General features: G+C 51.9%; 10 protein-coding genes. 6 read left to right on the plus strand and 4 right to left on the minus strand.

The genetic code is table 11. The features are described 5' to 3' along the window. The first annotated feature begins 28 nt into the window (after positions 1-28). Both BUB94_RS12110 and BUB94_RS12115 read left to right on the plus strand, forming a co-directional pair. Positions 29-3,886: a fibro-slime domain-containing protein gene (locus BUB94_RS12110; protein ID WP_254793731.1), complete on the plus strand. Its 3,858-nt coding sequence runs from the start codon at positions 29-31 to the stop codon at positions 3,884-3,886. Between the two features lie 259 nt (positions 3,887-4,145). After that, the gene (locus BUB94_RS12115) at positions 4,146-7,970 is read left to right on the plus strand and encodes a fibro-slime domain-containing protein (RefSeq protein ID WP_083538264.1); all 3,825 of its coding nucleotides are present in this window, start codon (positions 4,146-4,148) and stop codon (positions 7,968-7,970) included. A 153-nt stretch (positions 7,971-8,123) separates the two neighbouring features. Here BUB94_RS12115 and BUB94_RS12120 read toward each other — a convergent pair whose 3' ends face one another. Next, complete coding sequence (locus BUB94_RS12120) at positions 8,124-8,981, minus strand: FISUMP domain-containing protein (RefSeq protein WP_083538265.1); 858 nt, start codon at positions 8,979-8,981, stop codon at positions 8,124-8,126. 68 nt (positions 8,982-9,049) lie between these two features. Here BUB94_RS12120 and BUB94_RS12125 point away from each other — a divergent pair, with 68 nt between their 5' ends. Next, positions 9,050-9,442: an NADH-quinone oxidoreductase subunit A gene (locus tag BUB94_RS12125; protein WP_073237446.1), complete on the plus strand. Its 393-nt coding sequence runs from the start codon at positions 9,050-9,052 to the stop codon at positions 9,440-9,442. 143 nt (positions 9,443-9,585) lie between these two features. Here the strand turns inward: BUB94_RS12125 and BUB94_RS12130 are convergent, their stop codons facing one another. Continuing rightward, positions 9,586-10,707, minus strand: a complete 1,122-nt coding sequence (locus BUB94_RS12130) for a BamA/TamA family outer membrane protein (protein ID WP_073237450.1) — start codon at positions 10,705-10,707, stop codon at positions 9,586-9,588. A 28-nt stretch (positions 10,708-10,735) separates the two neighbouring features. Between BUB94_RS12130 and BUB94_RS12135 the strand changes: the two genes are divergently transcribed. Continuing rightward, positions 10,736-11,893: an NYN domain-containing protein gene (locus BUB94_RS12135; RefSeq protein ID WP_073161167.1), complete on the plus strand. Its 1,158-nt coding sequence runs from the start codon at positions 10,736-10,738 to the stop codon at positions 11,891-11,893. 113 nt (positions 11,894-12,006) lie between these two features. On the opposite strand, the gene dnaN is transcribed toward BUB94_RS12135, so the two are convergent. Together dnaN and BUB94_RS16890 are read right to left on the minus strand one after the other, a co-directional pair. Continuing rightward, positions 12,007-13,122 (minus strand): DNA polymerase III subunit beta, encoded by a 1,116-nt coding sequence (gene dnaN / locus BUB94_RS12140; RefSeq protein WP_073161168.1) that lies wholly within the window; start codon positions 13,120-13,122, stop codon positions 12,007-12,009. Position 13,123: 1 nt separating this feature from the next. Continuing rightward, the gene (locus BUB94_RS16890) at positions 13,124-13,273 is read right to left on the minus strand and encodes a hypothetical protein (RefSeq protein WP_158236529.1); all 150 of its coding nucleotides are present in this window, start codon (positions 13,271-13,273) and stop codon (positions 13,124-13,126) included. Between the two features lie 103 nt (positions 13,274-13,376). On the opposite strand from BUB94_RS16890, the gene BUB94_RS12145 reads away from it, so the two are divergent. Beyond that, entirely contained in the window at positions 13,377-13,604 is a 228-nt protein-coding gene (locus BUB94_RS12145) for a hypothetical protein (RefSeq protein ID WP_073161170.1), read from the plus strand. Beyond that, complete coding sequence (locus BUB94_RS12150; protein ID WP_073161171.1) at positions 13,591-14,418, plus strand: M23 family metallopeptidase; 828 nt, start codon at positions 13,591-13,593, stop codon at positions 14,416-14,418. Before BUB94_RS12145 ends, BUB94_RS12150 begins: the two co-directional genes overlap by 14 nt. Positions 14,419-14,428: the final 10 nt, after the last annotated feature.

Below are 14,428 nucleotides of genomic sequence, written 5' to 3' on the forward strand. Positions count from 1 at the left end.
TCGTGCGATCGCGCTGGCAGGGTTAGTCTTGGGCCTTTCGGCCGCAGCGTTCGCCGCAGATTACACCGCTGACGTGGAATACGCCGACGGAAATCTCTATTACACCGTTACTTCAGGCAGAAACAATCTCACGAGATGTACAAGCCTCGCCAATGGCATTTCTTTCTCTACAGTGGATGCCAAGAACGTCACCATCAATTTATACACCAACAGGAACTGCAATACTCCCCTGACAGTCCAGCGCAGAAACGTCACCATCAAGGGCGCGGACCTCTTCAAGGACGGAGCCACTTCAGCAACAGCCTCACTCGGCAAAGACGGCAAGCTGACTCTCGAAGAATCCGGCAGCCGAAAGACGATCGCCTTCTTTACCCCCTGGAGCAACACCAACGCCATCCTCTTCATGAACGGCGACTCCGTGGGCATCATGCAGCCCATCAAGAATTATTGTGGCTGGTTCGCCGCATCGGTCAAAACTCCCGAAAATGGACTCAAGGTTTACTTTAAACAGACTGTCGGTCGTAACTATGTAGGCGCAGAAGGCGTCACCATCACCGAACCGACCATCGCCAGCGAAATCTCCCTGGATTCCATCGCCAGCATTTCCGACACCATCTGGGTGCAGGGTTACAAGGCAGACGTTCCCGCCTTATTCTCCAAGTACCCCGGCGTCCTAGGAGACTGCCCCCTCAAGAAATTCCCCGTTACCGTATTTGACTGGCTTCATGGCGACAAGGGCGATGGTGACGATCCCGGCAAGAACGGCGACCCCGCCAACGGTGTCAGCGCCGACTTCGGTTCTGGCGGTTGTGGCGGATCCAACAACAACAAGGGATATATGGGAGGCATGGTCCAGAAGAATCTGGGTCCCAACGGCGTTCCCGTTCCCGCAGATCCGTTCCCCGGAGACTGTAAGATTACCACCCACCTGGCAAACTGGTTCCTGCCCGAAGTGGTGGCTACCGATGCCGCCGGCACCCAGTACACCAACATGACCTGCCGCGACATTTACATCTCTATGGACAAGGAAGGTTTCTGGCTGGCCGAAGTTTCCTCTGACAATGTTTCCGAAGGAAATGACGCCACCAAGGGCGGCATGTTCCTTGTAGACGACTTTGAATTCCTGGATGACGCCAAGACCGTCAAGAATCCCTACTTTGACCAGCTAGGCAACGGCCAGAAGCATAACTTCGGTTTCGCCGTCAAGATCCAAGCCACCTTTGAATACGTTCCCGGTCAGTACTTCGACTTCTACGGCGATGACGACGTGTGGGTCTTTATCGACAACCGCCTGGCAGTAGATATCGGTGGCCAGCACCGACAGGTTGCAGGTGCCGTAGACCTGGACACCATGGGACTTGTCGAAGGAACTACCTATGACTTCCATATTTTCTATGTGGAACGCCATACCAGTTCTTCTAATTTCCGTATGCGTACATCCATCGACCTGCAGGTGGACGCCTCCATTTTCGTAACGTCCATCCCCCTGGGTGATGAAACCAATTACAAAGTCTGGCAGGTCAATAAGAAGAACAAGCTTTCCTGCGGTTATGACGCCAACTCTACAGAAACGGATACTACAGGCGGCGCTTCCACATTCAAGCTTACCGGCGGCAATCTTTCTGAACCCCAGATTCTTGATGTGGGCTTGCATTACGAAGGCCTCAACATTACCAGCGACTCTACATTCAGCGTCAACGTAGAAGCCATCAAGGCTAACGGCGCCCTGGCTCCGGGCCACTACTTCCTGGAAATCACCCTGAAGTCCGATCCCAGCCAGACTACAAAGGTCGAAATTACCGTCCCTGCCTACGACCTCCCCAGCGTAGCATTCGCAAAGGAAGACTGGACAGTCCTCGGCACGGCCGTTTCTGGCGACACCACTCAGATCGGCGAATGGGCTTACGCCACCTACCAGGTCAACATCACCTTCTTTGAAGAATGGGCTACAGTCAATAATTATAACAGAAAGATCAACCTGTCCTTCTCTGACGTAAACATCGACATTCTTGATACCATCGGCGGAAAGAAGATTACTTCCGTCAACCTGGATTCCAACGGCAGAGCCACCTTCTACGTACACGCCAACGCCCCTGTTACCGGAGCAACACTTACCATCAAGGGCGCAGCAGCAGGTTCTTCTGCCTGGACAAAATTGAATTTTGCCGATCCGCCAATTCCGCAGATCGTTACAGCAACCATTTTTGACAGAAACGGTGACGGTCGAGCCGACAGCCTATATGCACAGTTCGACAGAAGCCTTTCTGACAAGAGCCGTCTGGATTCCATTCAGTTTGAATTTGGCGAAGCCTTTATGGCAACCGACAAGTTCAGACTCATCAACAACAATACCATCGTCCTGACCGCCGAAGATATCGATGTTGAAAAATGCACCGACGCCAAGTGTGGTTTCGGTAGCCGCCAGTTCACCGGAGGTGCAACCAATATCTACACAGGTTCCCTGAACAACTGGTTCACCTACAAGGACAATGGAAAGACAAGTCAGTTCTACAAGGAAAACGAACCCATCAGCGACGGCATGGGCCCCATTATCGTAAGTGCCGTGAAGTCCAAGAGCAACGATGGTAACCGCCACCTGGCACTGACTTTCAGCGAAGCCATCTCAGACGATTCCCGTATTCAGTTCGCCACCATGTTTGAATTTATCTGCATGCGCGGTGGCATCAACGAGAATCCCGAAACCCCGGTACTGCAATCCGGTAGCGGCAATACCATGACCCTGGTTTATAGTTCGACCACACAGGACGCCGTATTGCCCAACAATGGAGACCTGATCCGCTTTGTCCCCGGAAACGGTTCCGCAAACGAGACCATCGACCTTGTTGGCAACGCTCCCCACAAGGACAACGCCTGGGTAACCATCACTGGCGACCAGGAACTGACCAACGAAAGTCCGGGAGTCATTTCTATCGGCGATGACCCCTACGGCATCATCAAGAAGGATACCGTCACACAGAGCCTGCTGATCACCAACACTACCCAGGACGCTCAGCAGATCGGCGACTCCCTCGGTGTTCAGGGCAGCCTCATTGACTACGACATTTCCAAGATCATGTTGGAAGAAACCCAGAAGGACATCAACTCGCTGGACGCATTCATCGAATCTCAGCTGGGAAGCACCACGACCTACGATACGACATATATATGCATCAGCGAAGAAGAAGCCCTGACGCAGGTCTTTGCCGATATCAGAACCGGAGTGGTTGGCGAAAACTTCGGCTTTAGCGAAGCCACCGTCATCGCCATCATGGAAGGTACTATCAACGAAAGCAATTACCAGTCCGCCCTAACAGCAGAAGAAAAGGGCATCATAGCCAAACTGACCGAAGACAATATTGAAGCCAGCAGGGACACCCTGACCGAAATCAGTTCCATTTCGACCACCACCCAGACGGATTTGTTCAACTCGATCAGGGCAGGTCTACTTGATGAAAAATTGAAGCAGGCCGGAGTCAGCCAGACCGTCATTGACGCCATCAAGGACGGCACCCTGAACGAATACAACATCGAAGAATTCCGCAACGGTTCCAAGTCCCTGATTGCAGACGACGCCATAGAACTCTTCTACCGTACACGTTACTACAGCCAGTATGGCGAATATGTGGGCGGAACTTCCAAGTCCATCAAGTGCTCCGACAAGGAAATCTATGGCGAAGAAGGCTGCATGAAGAACAAGGGCAAGATTTTCCTGGCCTGGAACATGCGCTCCAACAACGGCCGCCTCGTGGGAACCGGTGTGTATATCGCCCGACTGGAAATCAAGATTATCGTAAACGGCAAGACCACCATGCATCAGACCCGCGACAAGCTGTGGGGCGTGCGCCGTGGAAAAGTCAACAAGCTTGGCCTAGAATTCGGGCCCTAGAAAAGAAATTAAACCTCTCTCATTAAAGGTGTCCGGCCAAATGCCGGCGCCTTTTCTTTTTTTTTGCCCGCTGACCTTCATTTTTACACACTTACTAAACAAAATCAGCAAATTCTTACACAGTTATTTTTAAAAAACATTGATTTTTACAAGATTTTAAATATTTTTGAAAAACTTCTTCAAATATTCGAAATTATTTCTAAACACTTCGTCTAAAAATGGGATTAGAGCAAATGGGTGTTTAGAAGGAGAAATCTATATGTGGTGTAAGAATCTCTCCAAAACAATCCTCATGGGACTCGCCTTGAGCGCATGTCTCGTTGCCGCTAGACCCGGTGCCAACAATACAGACCGCCCGGGCAACGAAACTCCCGCAACAAAAACCCCGGCCAAAGTCCTCCGTTTTCTTGCCCCCTGGACCAACACCAACGCCATCGCCTACGTCAACGGAGATTCCATCGGTGTCATGACTGCCGTAGACAAATACTGCGGCTGGTACGAAACGGAAATCAGCAAACCCGATGGTGAGTTCAGCGTCTATTTCAAGCAGACCGTAGGAAACAAATTCTACAGCGCAGAAGGCGTCGTTTCTAAAGCCCCCGGCACCGAAAACGAAATCAGCCTGGACAGTCTGGCGGCCGAAGGCGACACCCTCTGGATTCGCGCCTATAAGGCAGACGCACCCGCCCTCTTTACCCAATACCCAGGCATCCTGGGAGATTGCCCCACCAGAAAACTCCCCGTCATGATGTTCGACTGGTATGACGGCAGCCGCGACAACCACAAGAAATTCAGGCCCACCACCCGCGACGAAAGCCTCTGCAACCTGGGCGACGGCGCGGACCACTGCACCGACACATTCGGCGGCGTGGGAACCAGCGCAGACTTCGGCGGCGACAACGTAAACCTCTGCTGGCCCAATTCCCCCATGTCCAAGAGGGACTACACCGAAGAAGACCGCAATCTCATTGACTACACCGCCAGTCTCGACCAGGTGCTGGAAGGCATGGTGGAACGCAAACTGGGAAAGAACGGTGTCCCCGTCCGAAATGAGAATTTTGACTGGAAAGGAAAGTGCCGTAACGCAGAACATCTGAATCAATGGTTCCTGCCCGAAACGTTGGTGGTCAAGAATGGCAAGGCCTACACAAACGCCACCTGCCGCAACATGACCCTGCAACTGGACGAAGACGGCATTTGGCGCGCCCAGATGGACAGCGATACAAAATCTTCCGTAGGCGAGGCCCGTGGCGGCATGTTCCTGATCGACGATTTCCAATGGCTGGATTCAGCAAAGACAATTCCCAACCCTTATTACGATTCCATCCCCAGCGGATTCGCCGGCATTGACGGCAGCGGGAAAAGTTCCAGCAACGCCTACCATAATTACGGCATGTCCATGAAGGTGCAGGCCAACTTCGAATATGTCCGCGGCCAGTACTTTGAATTTTTGGGCGACGATGATGTATGGGTTTACATCGACGGAAAGCTAGTGGTGGATATCGGCGGCGTTCACGACAGAAGAAGCCGCGCCGTAGACCTGGACACCCTTGGCCTGATCGAAGGAAATACCTACGTATTCAACATCTTCTACACGGAACGCTACAAGGTCGAAGGGAACTTCAAGATGCGAACATCCATGGACCTGAAAGCCGACGCCAGCCTACTCATCTCCAGCTACGCAGAAAAGAATCTAAAGAGTTACGAAATCTGGCAGGTCAACAAGCGCGACGCCCTGAGCTGCGACTTTTCCAACAGCCAAACTACAACGGATACAACCGGCGGCGCCTCCACCTTCAAGCTGTCCGGAGGAAACCTGGACGACCCTCAGGAGCTGGGAATCGGCGACTGGTACGAAGGCATTCATATCACCAGCGACTCTACGTTCAGCATCGACTCGGCCGCCATCGTCGACAATTACACTCTGGCTCCGGGACATTACTTCCTTGAAATTTCCCTGAAGTCCGATCCCAGTCAGACAACCTCTATTGAGATAACCATCCCCTCTTACAGCATTCCCAGCGTTGCGTTCACCGACAGCACCTGGAAAATCCTGGGACAGGAAATCTCCGGTGACACCCTGCAAATCGGACACTGGGCCAACACCGAATACGACGTGTACATTTCCTTCTTCGAGGATTGGGCACAGGTCAACAATTACAACAAGAAAATTAATTTGTCCATTTCACATCCGGCTGTAGACATCCTTGATACAAATGGGGACGTCATCACTTACGTCAACCTGGACAAGGAGGGCAGAGCCCACTTCAGGATTCGCGCAAACAGTGCCGTCGAGGGAGTCACCTTGGTCGCCAAGGGATCCGCAGCCTCGGCATCCTACTGGAAGAACCTGAACTTCGATAACTCTCCGGAGCCCCACATCACCAAGGCCATCATCTTTGATAGGAACGGCGACGGCAGAGCAGACAGCCTTTATATTGAACTGGACAAGAAGCTGGATTCCAAGAACATACTGAATGACATCCAGTTCACGTTTGGAGAATCCTTCCCCACCACAAAGGATTTCGACATTTCTTCTAGCGGAGACGAAATCATCGTCACGGTGGACTGCGACGACAACATCTGCGGTTTCGGCAAGAAGCAATTTACCGGCGGAGAATCCGAAAAATATTTCGGTTCCATCAAGGCCAACTTTACCTACAAGGAAAATGGAATCGAGGAACACTTCAGCCCTTATTACGAAAACATCATCGAAGACGGCATCGGCCCCATCATCGTAAAGGCTGTCGCCGCCAAAAAATCCGATGGAAACCGCGAACTCGCTCTCACTTTCAGCGAAGCCATTACAGACAAATCAAGGGAATATTTCAAGAATCTTTTTGAATACACCTGCATGCGTTCCGGAGTCAACGAAAAGCCGGAATCCGCCATCCAGCAAAGCGGCAGCGACAACACCATGACTCTCATCTTTAGACAGTCTACGGATAACGCCATCCTGCCCACCAACGGCGACCTGATTCGTTTCGCCACCTCCGCAAGCAACACCGCAGAAGACCTGCTGGGCAACGCGCCCCATCGCGACAATCCCTGGGCTACCATCACCGGCAACCAGGAAGTTTCCAACGAAAGTCCGTCCCTCATTACAGTCAGTACCGAAAACGAAATTATTGCCAACCCTGCAGCCACCCAGCCCATGCTCAACGCCGACAGCAACTTGACCGCGCAGGAGATCGGCGAAAAGTACGGCGTGCAGGGCAACCTCCTCAGTTTCAACATCGCAAAAATCATGCTGGACGAAACGGGAGAACAGTTCAACATCCTGGACGCATTCATCGAAAGCCGCACAGGCACCGAAGCCACGGATCGCTACGACACCACCTACACCCTCACCAAGGACGAAGCCCTGGAACAGCTCTTCGTGGACATTAGCGCAGGTATCATTGGCGAAGCCTACGGCATCAGCGATGAAGCCGCGCAGCTGATTTCTGAAGGAAAGGTGACCGCCAAAAATTACAAAAGCGCCGGCCTGGCCGACAGCGTCATTGAAGCCATCGAGAGCCTTTCCCTGAAGAACTACGAAGACGGCATGAAGGTTACAAAGGTCACCTCCACCACAACAGTTTCGATCCAGGACATTCTGGATTCCATCGCAAGCGGCTGCTTCGACAAGGAACTGAAAGAGGCGGGCATTAGCGATGCCACCTTGCAGGCCATCAAGGACGGAAGCATCGACGAGGCACTCATCAACGAATACCATCTGGCAGGAAATACAGACAAAGAAATCTTCCTGCGAGAGCATTCAAACCTGATCGTTTCCGCAGATGCAGTCACCCTGAAATACCGCACCCGCTACTACAGCCAGTATGGCGAATACGTAGGCGGAGCCGCAGGCGAAATCAACTGCAACAGCGACCTCTATAAAGATGCGTCCGGTGAAGGTTCCTGCCTAGACCACGAAGGGGAACGCCTCTTCCTGGCATGGAACATGCGCGACAGAACCGGCAGACTGGTCGGAACCGGCGTCTACATCGGACGACTGGAATTAAGAATAGAAGTCAACGGCAAGACCGTACTGAACCAGACCCGCGACAAGCTCTGGGGAGTCCGCCGAACAAGGCCGTAACTCCAGACAAAAAGAAATCCCTCCAAACCAACCAAACCAAAAGGACCGCGCGATTTATTTCGCGCGGTCTTTAAAAAAAATGAAGGACCTAAAACAGCAAAGGCCCAGGAAACAATCCTGGGCCCTAAACTTGCGTTAGACTTTCCAAATCCGTTAGAGGGATTTAGCCTCTACACAGCGGACATTGTAAGCACGACCTTCAGCAGCACTCAAGCTCTGAGTCACATGCTCATCGGTATCAGGCTGGACACGCCAGGAAGTTCCATCGTTCAGCCACCAATAACCCTGCTGATCATCGAGGCCATAGGCAGTTGCGGTTTCGCCTTCAAACTTGAAACGACCGCCCAAGGTCCACCAGGATTCAGCGACAACAGCATCTGCAGCCTTGACTTCATCTGCAGAAGGCAGACGCCAACCAGCCGGGCAAGCTCTCCTTGCGGTATTCAGAGAATAGAATCGACCATATTTGGCACACACGTCACCGCTTTCTCCGAAAGAGCAGAAGGAACCGGATTCCGTAGCGAAGTCCAGGTTCTGGGTCATCCAATGAACACCGGCGATAGTCTTCAAGGCGTAGGTCTTGTTGTCTCGCAGGTCAACCATCTGAGTTTCTGTTACGTTGGGCCACACTTCCGCCTCGGAAGAGACTCCAATAACGATGGTATCCATGCTAGCGCTGGAGGTAACCGCAGCCGCTTCGCACTTTTCGCTCCAGCAGAAAACACCGCTACTAATGTAGGGGGTCTCATAATTGCTGGCAGAAGACAAATACACAGTCTTGTTGACAGTATCTGTTACGGCAGAACCACTAGACTTGACTTCAGCCTGTACCCCAGAATCCTTCTTAGAAGACGATGATGCAGGAGCGTCACCCTGAGGGGCGTTAGAATCGCTGGAAATAGAGCTATCCTGCTCAGCAATTATCACATCAACGTCTGAGATGGTATCGGAACAAGCCGAAATCATGCTCACTACACCCACAAATCCCAATAATGCAGTGATCTTTTTCATAGGCTCAAATATAGTTTACAAAACCATACCTAAACAGCAAAAAGTTTTTTACTATCTTTGTGCTCACTATGACGAACGTTGAAATTTTCGACACCACTTTTGCCATGACCATCCTGGTCATTTTGGCCCTCTGCATCCCCACTGTCCTCTTGGTCGCCAACTGGCTTCTGCATCCGGGCAAAATCAAGGAAACCGCCATCAAGGGTACCTCCTATGAATGTGGTATCGCCCATGTATCCGGCACCTCCAGCGAACGCTACCCGGTCAAGTACTACATGGTGGCAATGCTGTTCCTGGTGTTCGACCTCGAAGTTGCATTCCTCTACCCCTGGACCATCCAGTTCCTGGCTGGTGGTTGGGAATTGCTCTTTGTTCTTCTCGCCTTCCTGGTGATTCTCGAAGCCGGTTACTGCTACCTCATGAAGAAGGGCGTGCTGAACTGGACTCGCATTCAGGACTAATTCCTGAATCCACAGATATTCTATCTCAAAAATGGTGGTTGCGACCTTCGGGGCGCAACCACTTTTTCATACCCGACCTTCGGGGCGCAGCCGCATTTTTACTTCCGCCCTGCGGGGCCTATTTTTTGTTTAAACCTCGGGAACTAGAACGCAGACCGGATATAAACAGTCATGCCGAACTTCTCGTAGTCCACCCAGGAAATCTCACCACGGGCGTAAAGCCGTTCCTTCAAGTTAAGGGCCAGCATCCCTCCAAACCCAACAGCCTGATGCCACCGATTCCGTAGAAGTTCGCCAAAGTGGTCACCCACCTTGGCCCCTTCAAAAAAGATATCACCGGCCAGGCGCCAACCTAAATATTTACGCAGTTCCGCCTGTAAAATCAGACTCTGGTTATCGCGAAAAAACAAGCTCTCTACACCGCGAAAGCGTTTCGTTCCATCAGGGCCAGATAGCATGTCAAAGGGAACATCCCCGCTAGCCCTTTGCCAGAGGGCTGCCGTCGCCACGGAGATATTCCAGAACAAGGGCGTGTACCCACGGAGGTCCAGATCCTGAACACCGAAGTCATAATCCCCTAGCCAGTCGCTGTAGAACATCTGCTGCCAGCGAACAAGGAAACCGCTCCGGGTCCAGTTCAAATTGTCGCGGGTGTCGTAACTAAGAATATAGCCGCCCCCATTCCGCCAACCATTATGCAAATCCGGTAAGTCCATATCGGCACAGCGATCCTTGGTGCAGTCATTAAAATCGGTAGACGACCTTTCTGCAATAACCTTCACACCATAATTGAACGACCGGGGCAACCCTATGGAAGACTTCAATTCCGTAGAAAAATGCAGACGTTCTCGATCGAAGCCGATGTACTTGTCGAAGTCCACATCGTTCCCCATGCCGAAGTAACTGCCTACCCAGTTCTGATACCTGAAGTCTACGATACCGCTAATCCTGTCGTGGTACAGATAGAAATAGGGAACCATCAGAAACTGGAACTGCTTTCGGGTAGAACCGTATGCCGTAATATCGATTTCCTGGACCTTACCACCAGGTTCGTTGGGCTTAAAGAACAGAAGCGCCATGGCACCATACTGCAGTTTGGTTTCTTCCGAATAACCTAATATGGGAAGGGCAGAAAATCGCTGAAAATGATCCTCATCATTCTCTAAAGCGAAGGCGGCTGGACCAATACCGCACACCGCAAGGGCCGCAACGCTCATAATCTTGCGCAGTAGCTTGCAGTTCTTTTGCGGCACCTTCGGACTCATGGTTCACAATATATATATTAGTGCCGTTATGAACCATATTGCAATTTTTATTGATGCAGAGAACCTGACCAACTGGGTAAGAAACAATGGCGTGCAGTCCTTAATGGACGAACTGCTGCCCCTGGGGCAAATCGTTGTGCGTAAGGCTTACGGCAAGTGGTCTAGCCCCCAGCTGATGCCTCTGCAATCCGCATTGAACGAAAACGGTTTCGAACTTGTCCACACCTTCCATCCTGTCAGCGGAAAGAATTCCACCGACATCAAGATGACCGTAGACACCATGGAAGTGGCCCTGGATTCCCAGGTGCAGTGGATCGTGCTGGCCACCGGCGATTCCGACTTTTCGCCCCTGTTCCGCAAACTCCGCGAACAAGGCAAGGAAGTCATCGGCGTCGGTCCCAAGTCCCCTCTAAGCGAGTGCGTCAAGAATTCCTGTTCCCGCTACGTTTACACCGACGACGCCACGGCCGCCCCCGTGGACGAAGATGAAGAAGAAAACGCCAAGGACAGAAGCAGCCTTATCGTGTCCGAAAAGATCGACTCCATGGAAATGCTCCGCGACATCCTGCAGAAGGAAGACGGCCCGCTGCCCCTTGCCGCCGTCAAGCCGAAAATGCTGGGCATCGACAACGCCTTCAACGAAAAGCGTCTGGGATTCAAGAACTTCATGGACTTCGTCAAGTCGGCAGACTTCGTACAAATCAACGACATCGGCGGCGGATCCTTCACCGTATCTCTCGCCGAGCAGAAAGTCTCTGTGGAAGAAGACGCCCAGATGGTTCTGGCCAAGGCACTCAAGCGCAAGGGCTGGGACATCTTCCCCAAGAACATGCTTAAGAAAATCTACGTGGCCGCCTGCGACCTGAGTTCCTTCGTTCCCATGAGCAAGCAAATGCTGGTAGAAGAAATCGTCGCCATGAACATCCCCGGCACCACAAGCAGTTACATCAACCGCGCCCTGGGAACATTCTTCAAGGCAAAGCTGGTAACCGTCTCCACCAGCGACGATGGCGACAAGCTTTGGACGCTGACCGAAAACAATCAGTACTGGAAGGAAATCGACAAGGCCATGCTGGACCGCCTCCACGTAAGCCTCAAGGAGACCAAGCAGAAGGTTCCCAAGAAGGACGTCATTGCCATGCTTTACGGAAAGTACGCCGAAGGCGAGGCAGAAAAACTCGTTTAGTTTATACTTATTGATATAGACAAATTAAACGTAAATAATTTCCGCATACCTATAAAAAAAGAAGGACTCGCTTTCGCGAGCCCTTTCTTATTGCAGTTCCTAATGTCTAAGCCTTAGTCAACCAGACGAGACGGCATCAGGAGGAAGCTATAGTTCAGGTCTTCACCGACCGGTTCGATAATGCAGGCGCCAAGAGGGCTGTTCATCTTGAGGATGACTTCTTCGCTCTTGCACATGCCGAGGATTTCGGAGAAGTAACGACCGTCAAAGCCCATGCTGAAGTTGCCTTCGCCATTGTGAGTAATGGCCAGTGCTTCGCGGCATTCGCCACCAACATCCGGGTCAGTTGCAGAAAGTTCCATGACGTTGCCGTTCATGTGCAGACGGATCTGGTGAGTGCGGGGATTAGCCATGGGGAGAATGCTCTTGACCTTGCCCTGAAGTTCGGCGCAGTTGGCCTGCACGGTACGTTCAAAGTTCTGGGGGATCACATTGCGGTAGTTAGGATACGGTCCTTCGTACAGCTTGGAAATGATCTGGGTAGAACCGGTGCTGAACAGCACATGGGTTTCGGTAGTGCGAATTTCGATGATATCTTCGCTCTTGGCAATGCGCAGGATCTGCTGCAGAACCTTGGGCTGGATAATAATGCCGCTAGCGAGAGTAGCGCCTTCCTGGTCGATGCTTGCACGGCCCATGCGGTGACCGTCGGTAGCGACCATGGAAACCTTGCCATTGTCAGCTTCGAAGAACACGCCATTCAGGTTCATGCGGACAGAATCGTTGGAAGTTGCAAAAGCGGTCTTTTCGACGAGGAATGCAAGTTCGCTTGCAGCGAAGTTCAGGCTGTCGCCTTCCACTTCCGGGAACGGAGGGAAGTCACCAGCGTCAAAACCCATGATAGAAGCCTGACCACGTTCGCTCCACTTGATGCGAGCCAGATAATCCTGGACATCGATGCTGATGGTTTCGATAGCGGGATCGCTAAGAGCCTTGATCAAGTCAGAGAACTTGCGGGCGTTGATCACGACTTCGCCATCACGTTCGCCGTTCACTTCCAGCTTGGTCCTGACACCAAGGTTCAAGTCGGTTGCGCAAATTTCCAGGATGTTTCCTTCGAGACGAAGAGAATAGTTGTTCAGAATCTGAAGAGTAGACTTGTTGGGAATTGCGGTAATGGCAGTCTGCAGAGCTTCCTGCAGGTCGGACTTCTTAATATCGAACTTCATCTTAGCCTCTCTGGATTAGCATGGTGCCAACAAAGAAGATTACGGCGAGAGCTCCAAGTACAGCAATAATCTTGGGGTCCAGTGCGTTCTTCTTGTTCGGGGTGAACTTCTTGACTTCTTGTTTAGCGTGTCTACGATCGCGACGACTCATGGTATTTCTCCAAATTTTATACGGATAAAAAACTAATTTTTTTACAGACATTGGAAATCATCTTATGAGTAAAATTCCTTTAAATAAGCTTAAAAATTCGGCTATGAACTTCGCCTCTACCGCACTTTTGCGGGTAGAACTGGCAGCCGAGGAATCTAGGCTCAAAAACCGCTTCCAGGCACTGGGTCAGAAACTTCACGGAGCCGTCCGTGACGACCTTCTTTCCGCCATCAAGGACGACCCGTCCGTGGTAGAAATACTCGGCGCCATCGAAGAACATAAGCGCAAAATCAATTCCTTGCGGGAGCGTATCGACGGTGAAAAAACTTGAAATCCATGTATTCCCCAGCAAGACCACCTCGGGTAAGAGCTACAGCGTATCCCTCCTAGGGGCCATACTCTCTGTATTGAGCGTTTGTGCCGCCGTGGCAGGCTTTATCATGTTCTCTCCCGTCCGCATTATGGATAACATAACAAGCGGAAACGTAACGAACGTCTATCGCCAGAATGCAGCTATCGAAAAGGAACTGGTAGCCGTCCGCGCCTCCGTAGACTCTTCCATCCTCAAGGCCGAAGAAACAAGGCTTCTCCGCGACAGCACCCTGAAAATGGGAGGTCTGGGATTCACCCTGGAAACCACCAGCGACGAAGAACGCGCCGCCCGCAAGCGCAAGAGCCTGATGGAACTGGAAACCACTTTCCGCAAATTGCTGAACGCCCTGGAAAACGATTCCGCCCTGGCCGCCAAGCTGCCCGTACTTCACCCCATGAAGGGTGAACACGCCGTCAAGAAACGCTTTGAAATGGCCTACGATCCCTTTACCGACAGACAACTGCCCCATCGCGGCATCGACTACGTGGCCGTCGAAGGGGACACCGTCTATGCGACAGGTGCAGGTGCCGTCATGGAAGTCCGCAACCATCGCGGTTTTGGCCTGTCCATGAAAATCGAGCATGTGAAGGGCGTCCGTTCCTTCTACGCCCACCTAGGGAAATCCCTTGTCCCCCAGGGAAGCTTTGTAAAACGCGGTCAACCCATCGCCCTCATCGGCGAAAGCGGTCGCGAAACGAGCCTCGGCCTGCACTACGAAATCCGACTGTCGGGCAACTCCATCAACCCCGAAAGTTTCTTCATCACCAAATAGGTGGACAGGA

This window comes from Fibrobacter sp. UWH9 (genome assembly GCF_900129715.1).
Classification (GTDB): domain Bacteria; phylum Fibrobacterota; class Fibrobacteria; order Fibrobacterales; family Fibrobacteraceae; genus Fibrobacter.

Bases quoted from the DNA above. Each gene is read 5' to 3' on its own strand.
- BUB94_RS12115 (WP_083538264.1), top strand. From the start codon at position 4,146: ATGTGGTGTAAGAATCTCTCCAAAACAATCCTCATGGGACTCGCCTTG.
- BUB94_RS12120 (WP_083538265.1), bottom strand. From the start codon at position 8,981: ATGAAAAAGATCACTGCATTATTGGGATTTGTGGGTGTAGTGAGCATG.
- BUB94_RS12125 (WP_073237446.1), top strand. From the start codon at position 9,050: ATGACGAACGTTGAAATTTTCGACACCACTTTTGCCATGACCATCCTG.
- BUB94_RS12130 (WP_073237450.1), bottom strand. From the start codon at position 10,707: ATGAGTCCGAAGGTGCCGCAAAAGAACTGCAAGCTACTGCGCAAGATT.
- BUB94_RS12135 (WP_073161167.1), top strand. From the start codon at position 10,736: ATGAACCATATTGCAATTTTTATTGATGCAGAGAACCTGACCAACTGG.
- dnaN (WP_073161168.1), bottom strand. From the start codon at position 13,122: ATGAAGTTCGATATTAAGAAGTCCGACCTGCAGGAAGCTCTGCAGACT.
- BUB94_RS16890 (WP_158236529.1), bottom strand. From the start codon at position 13,273: ATGAGTCGTCGCGATCGTAGACACGCTAAACAAGAAGTCAAGAAGTTC.
- BUB94_RS12145 (WP_073161170.1), top strand. From the start codon at position 13,377: ATGAACTTCGCCTCTACCGCACTTTTGCGGGTAGAACTGGCAGCCGAG.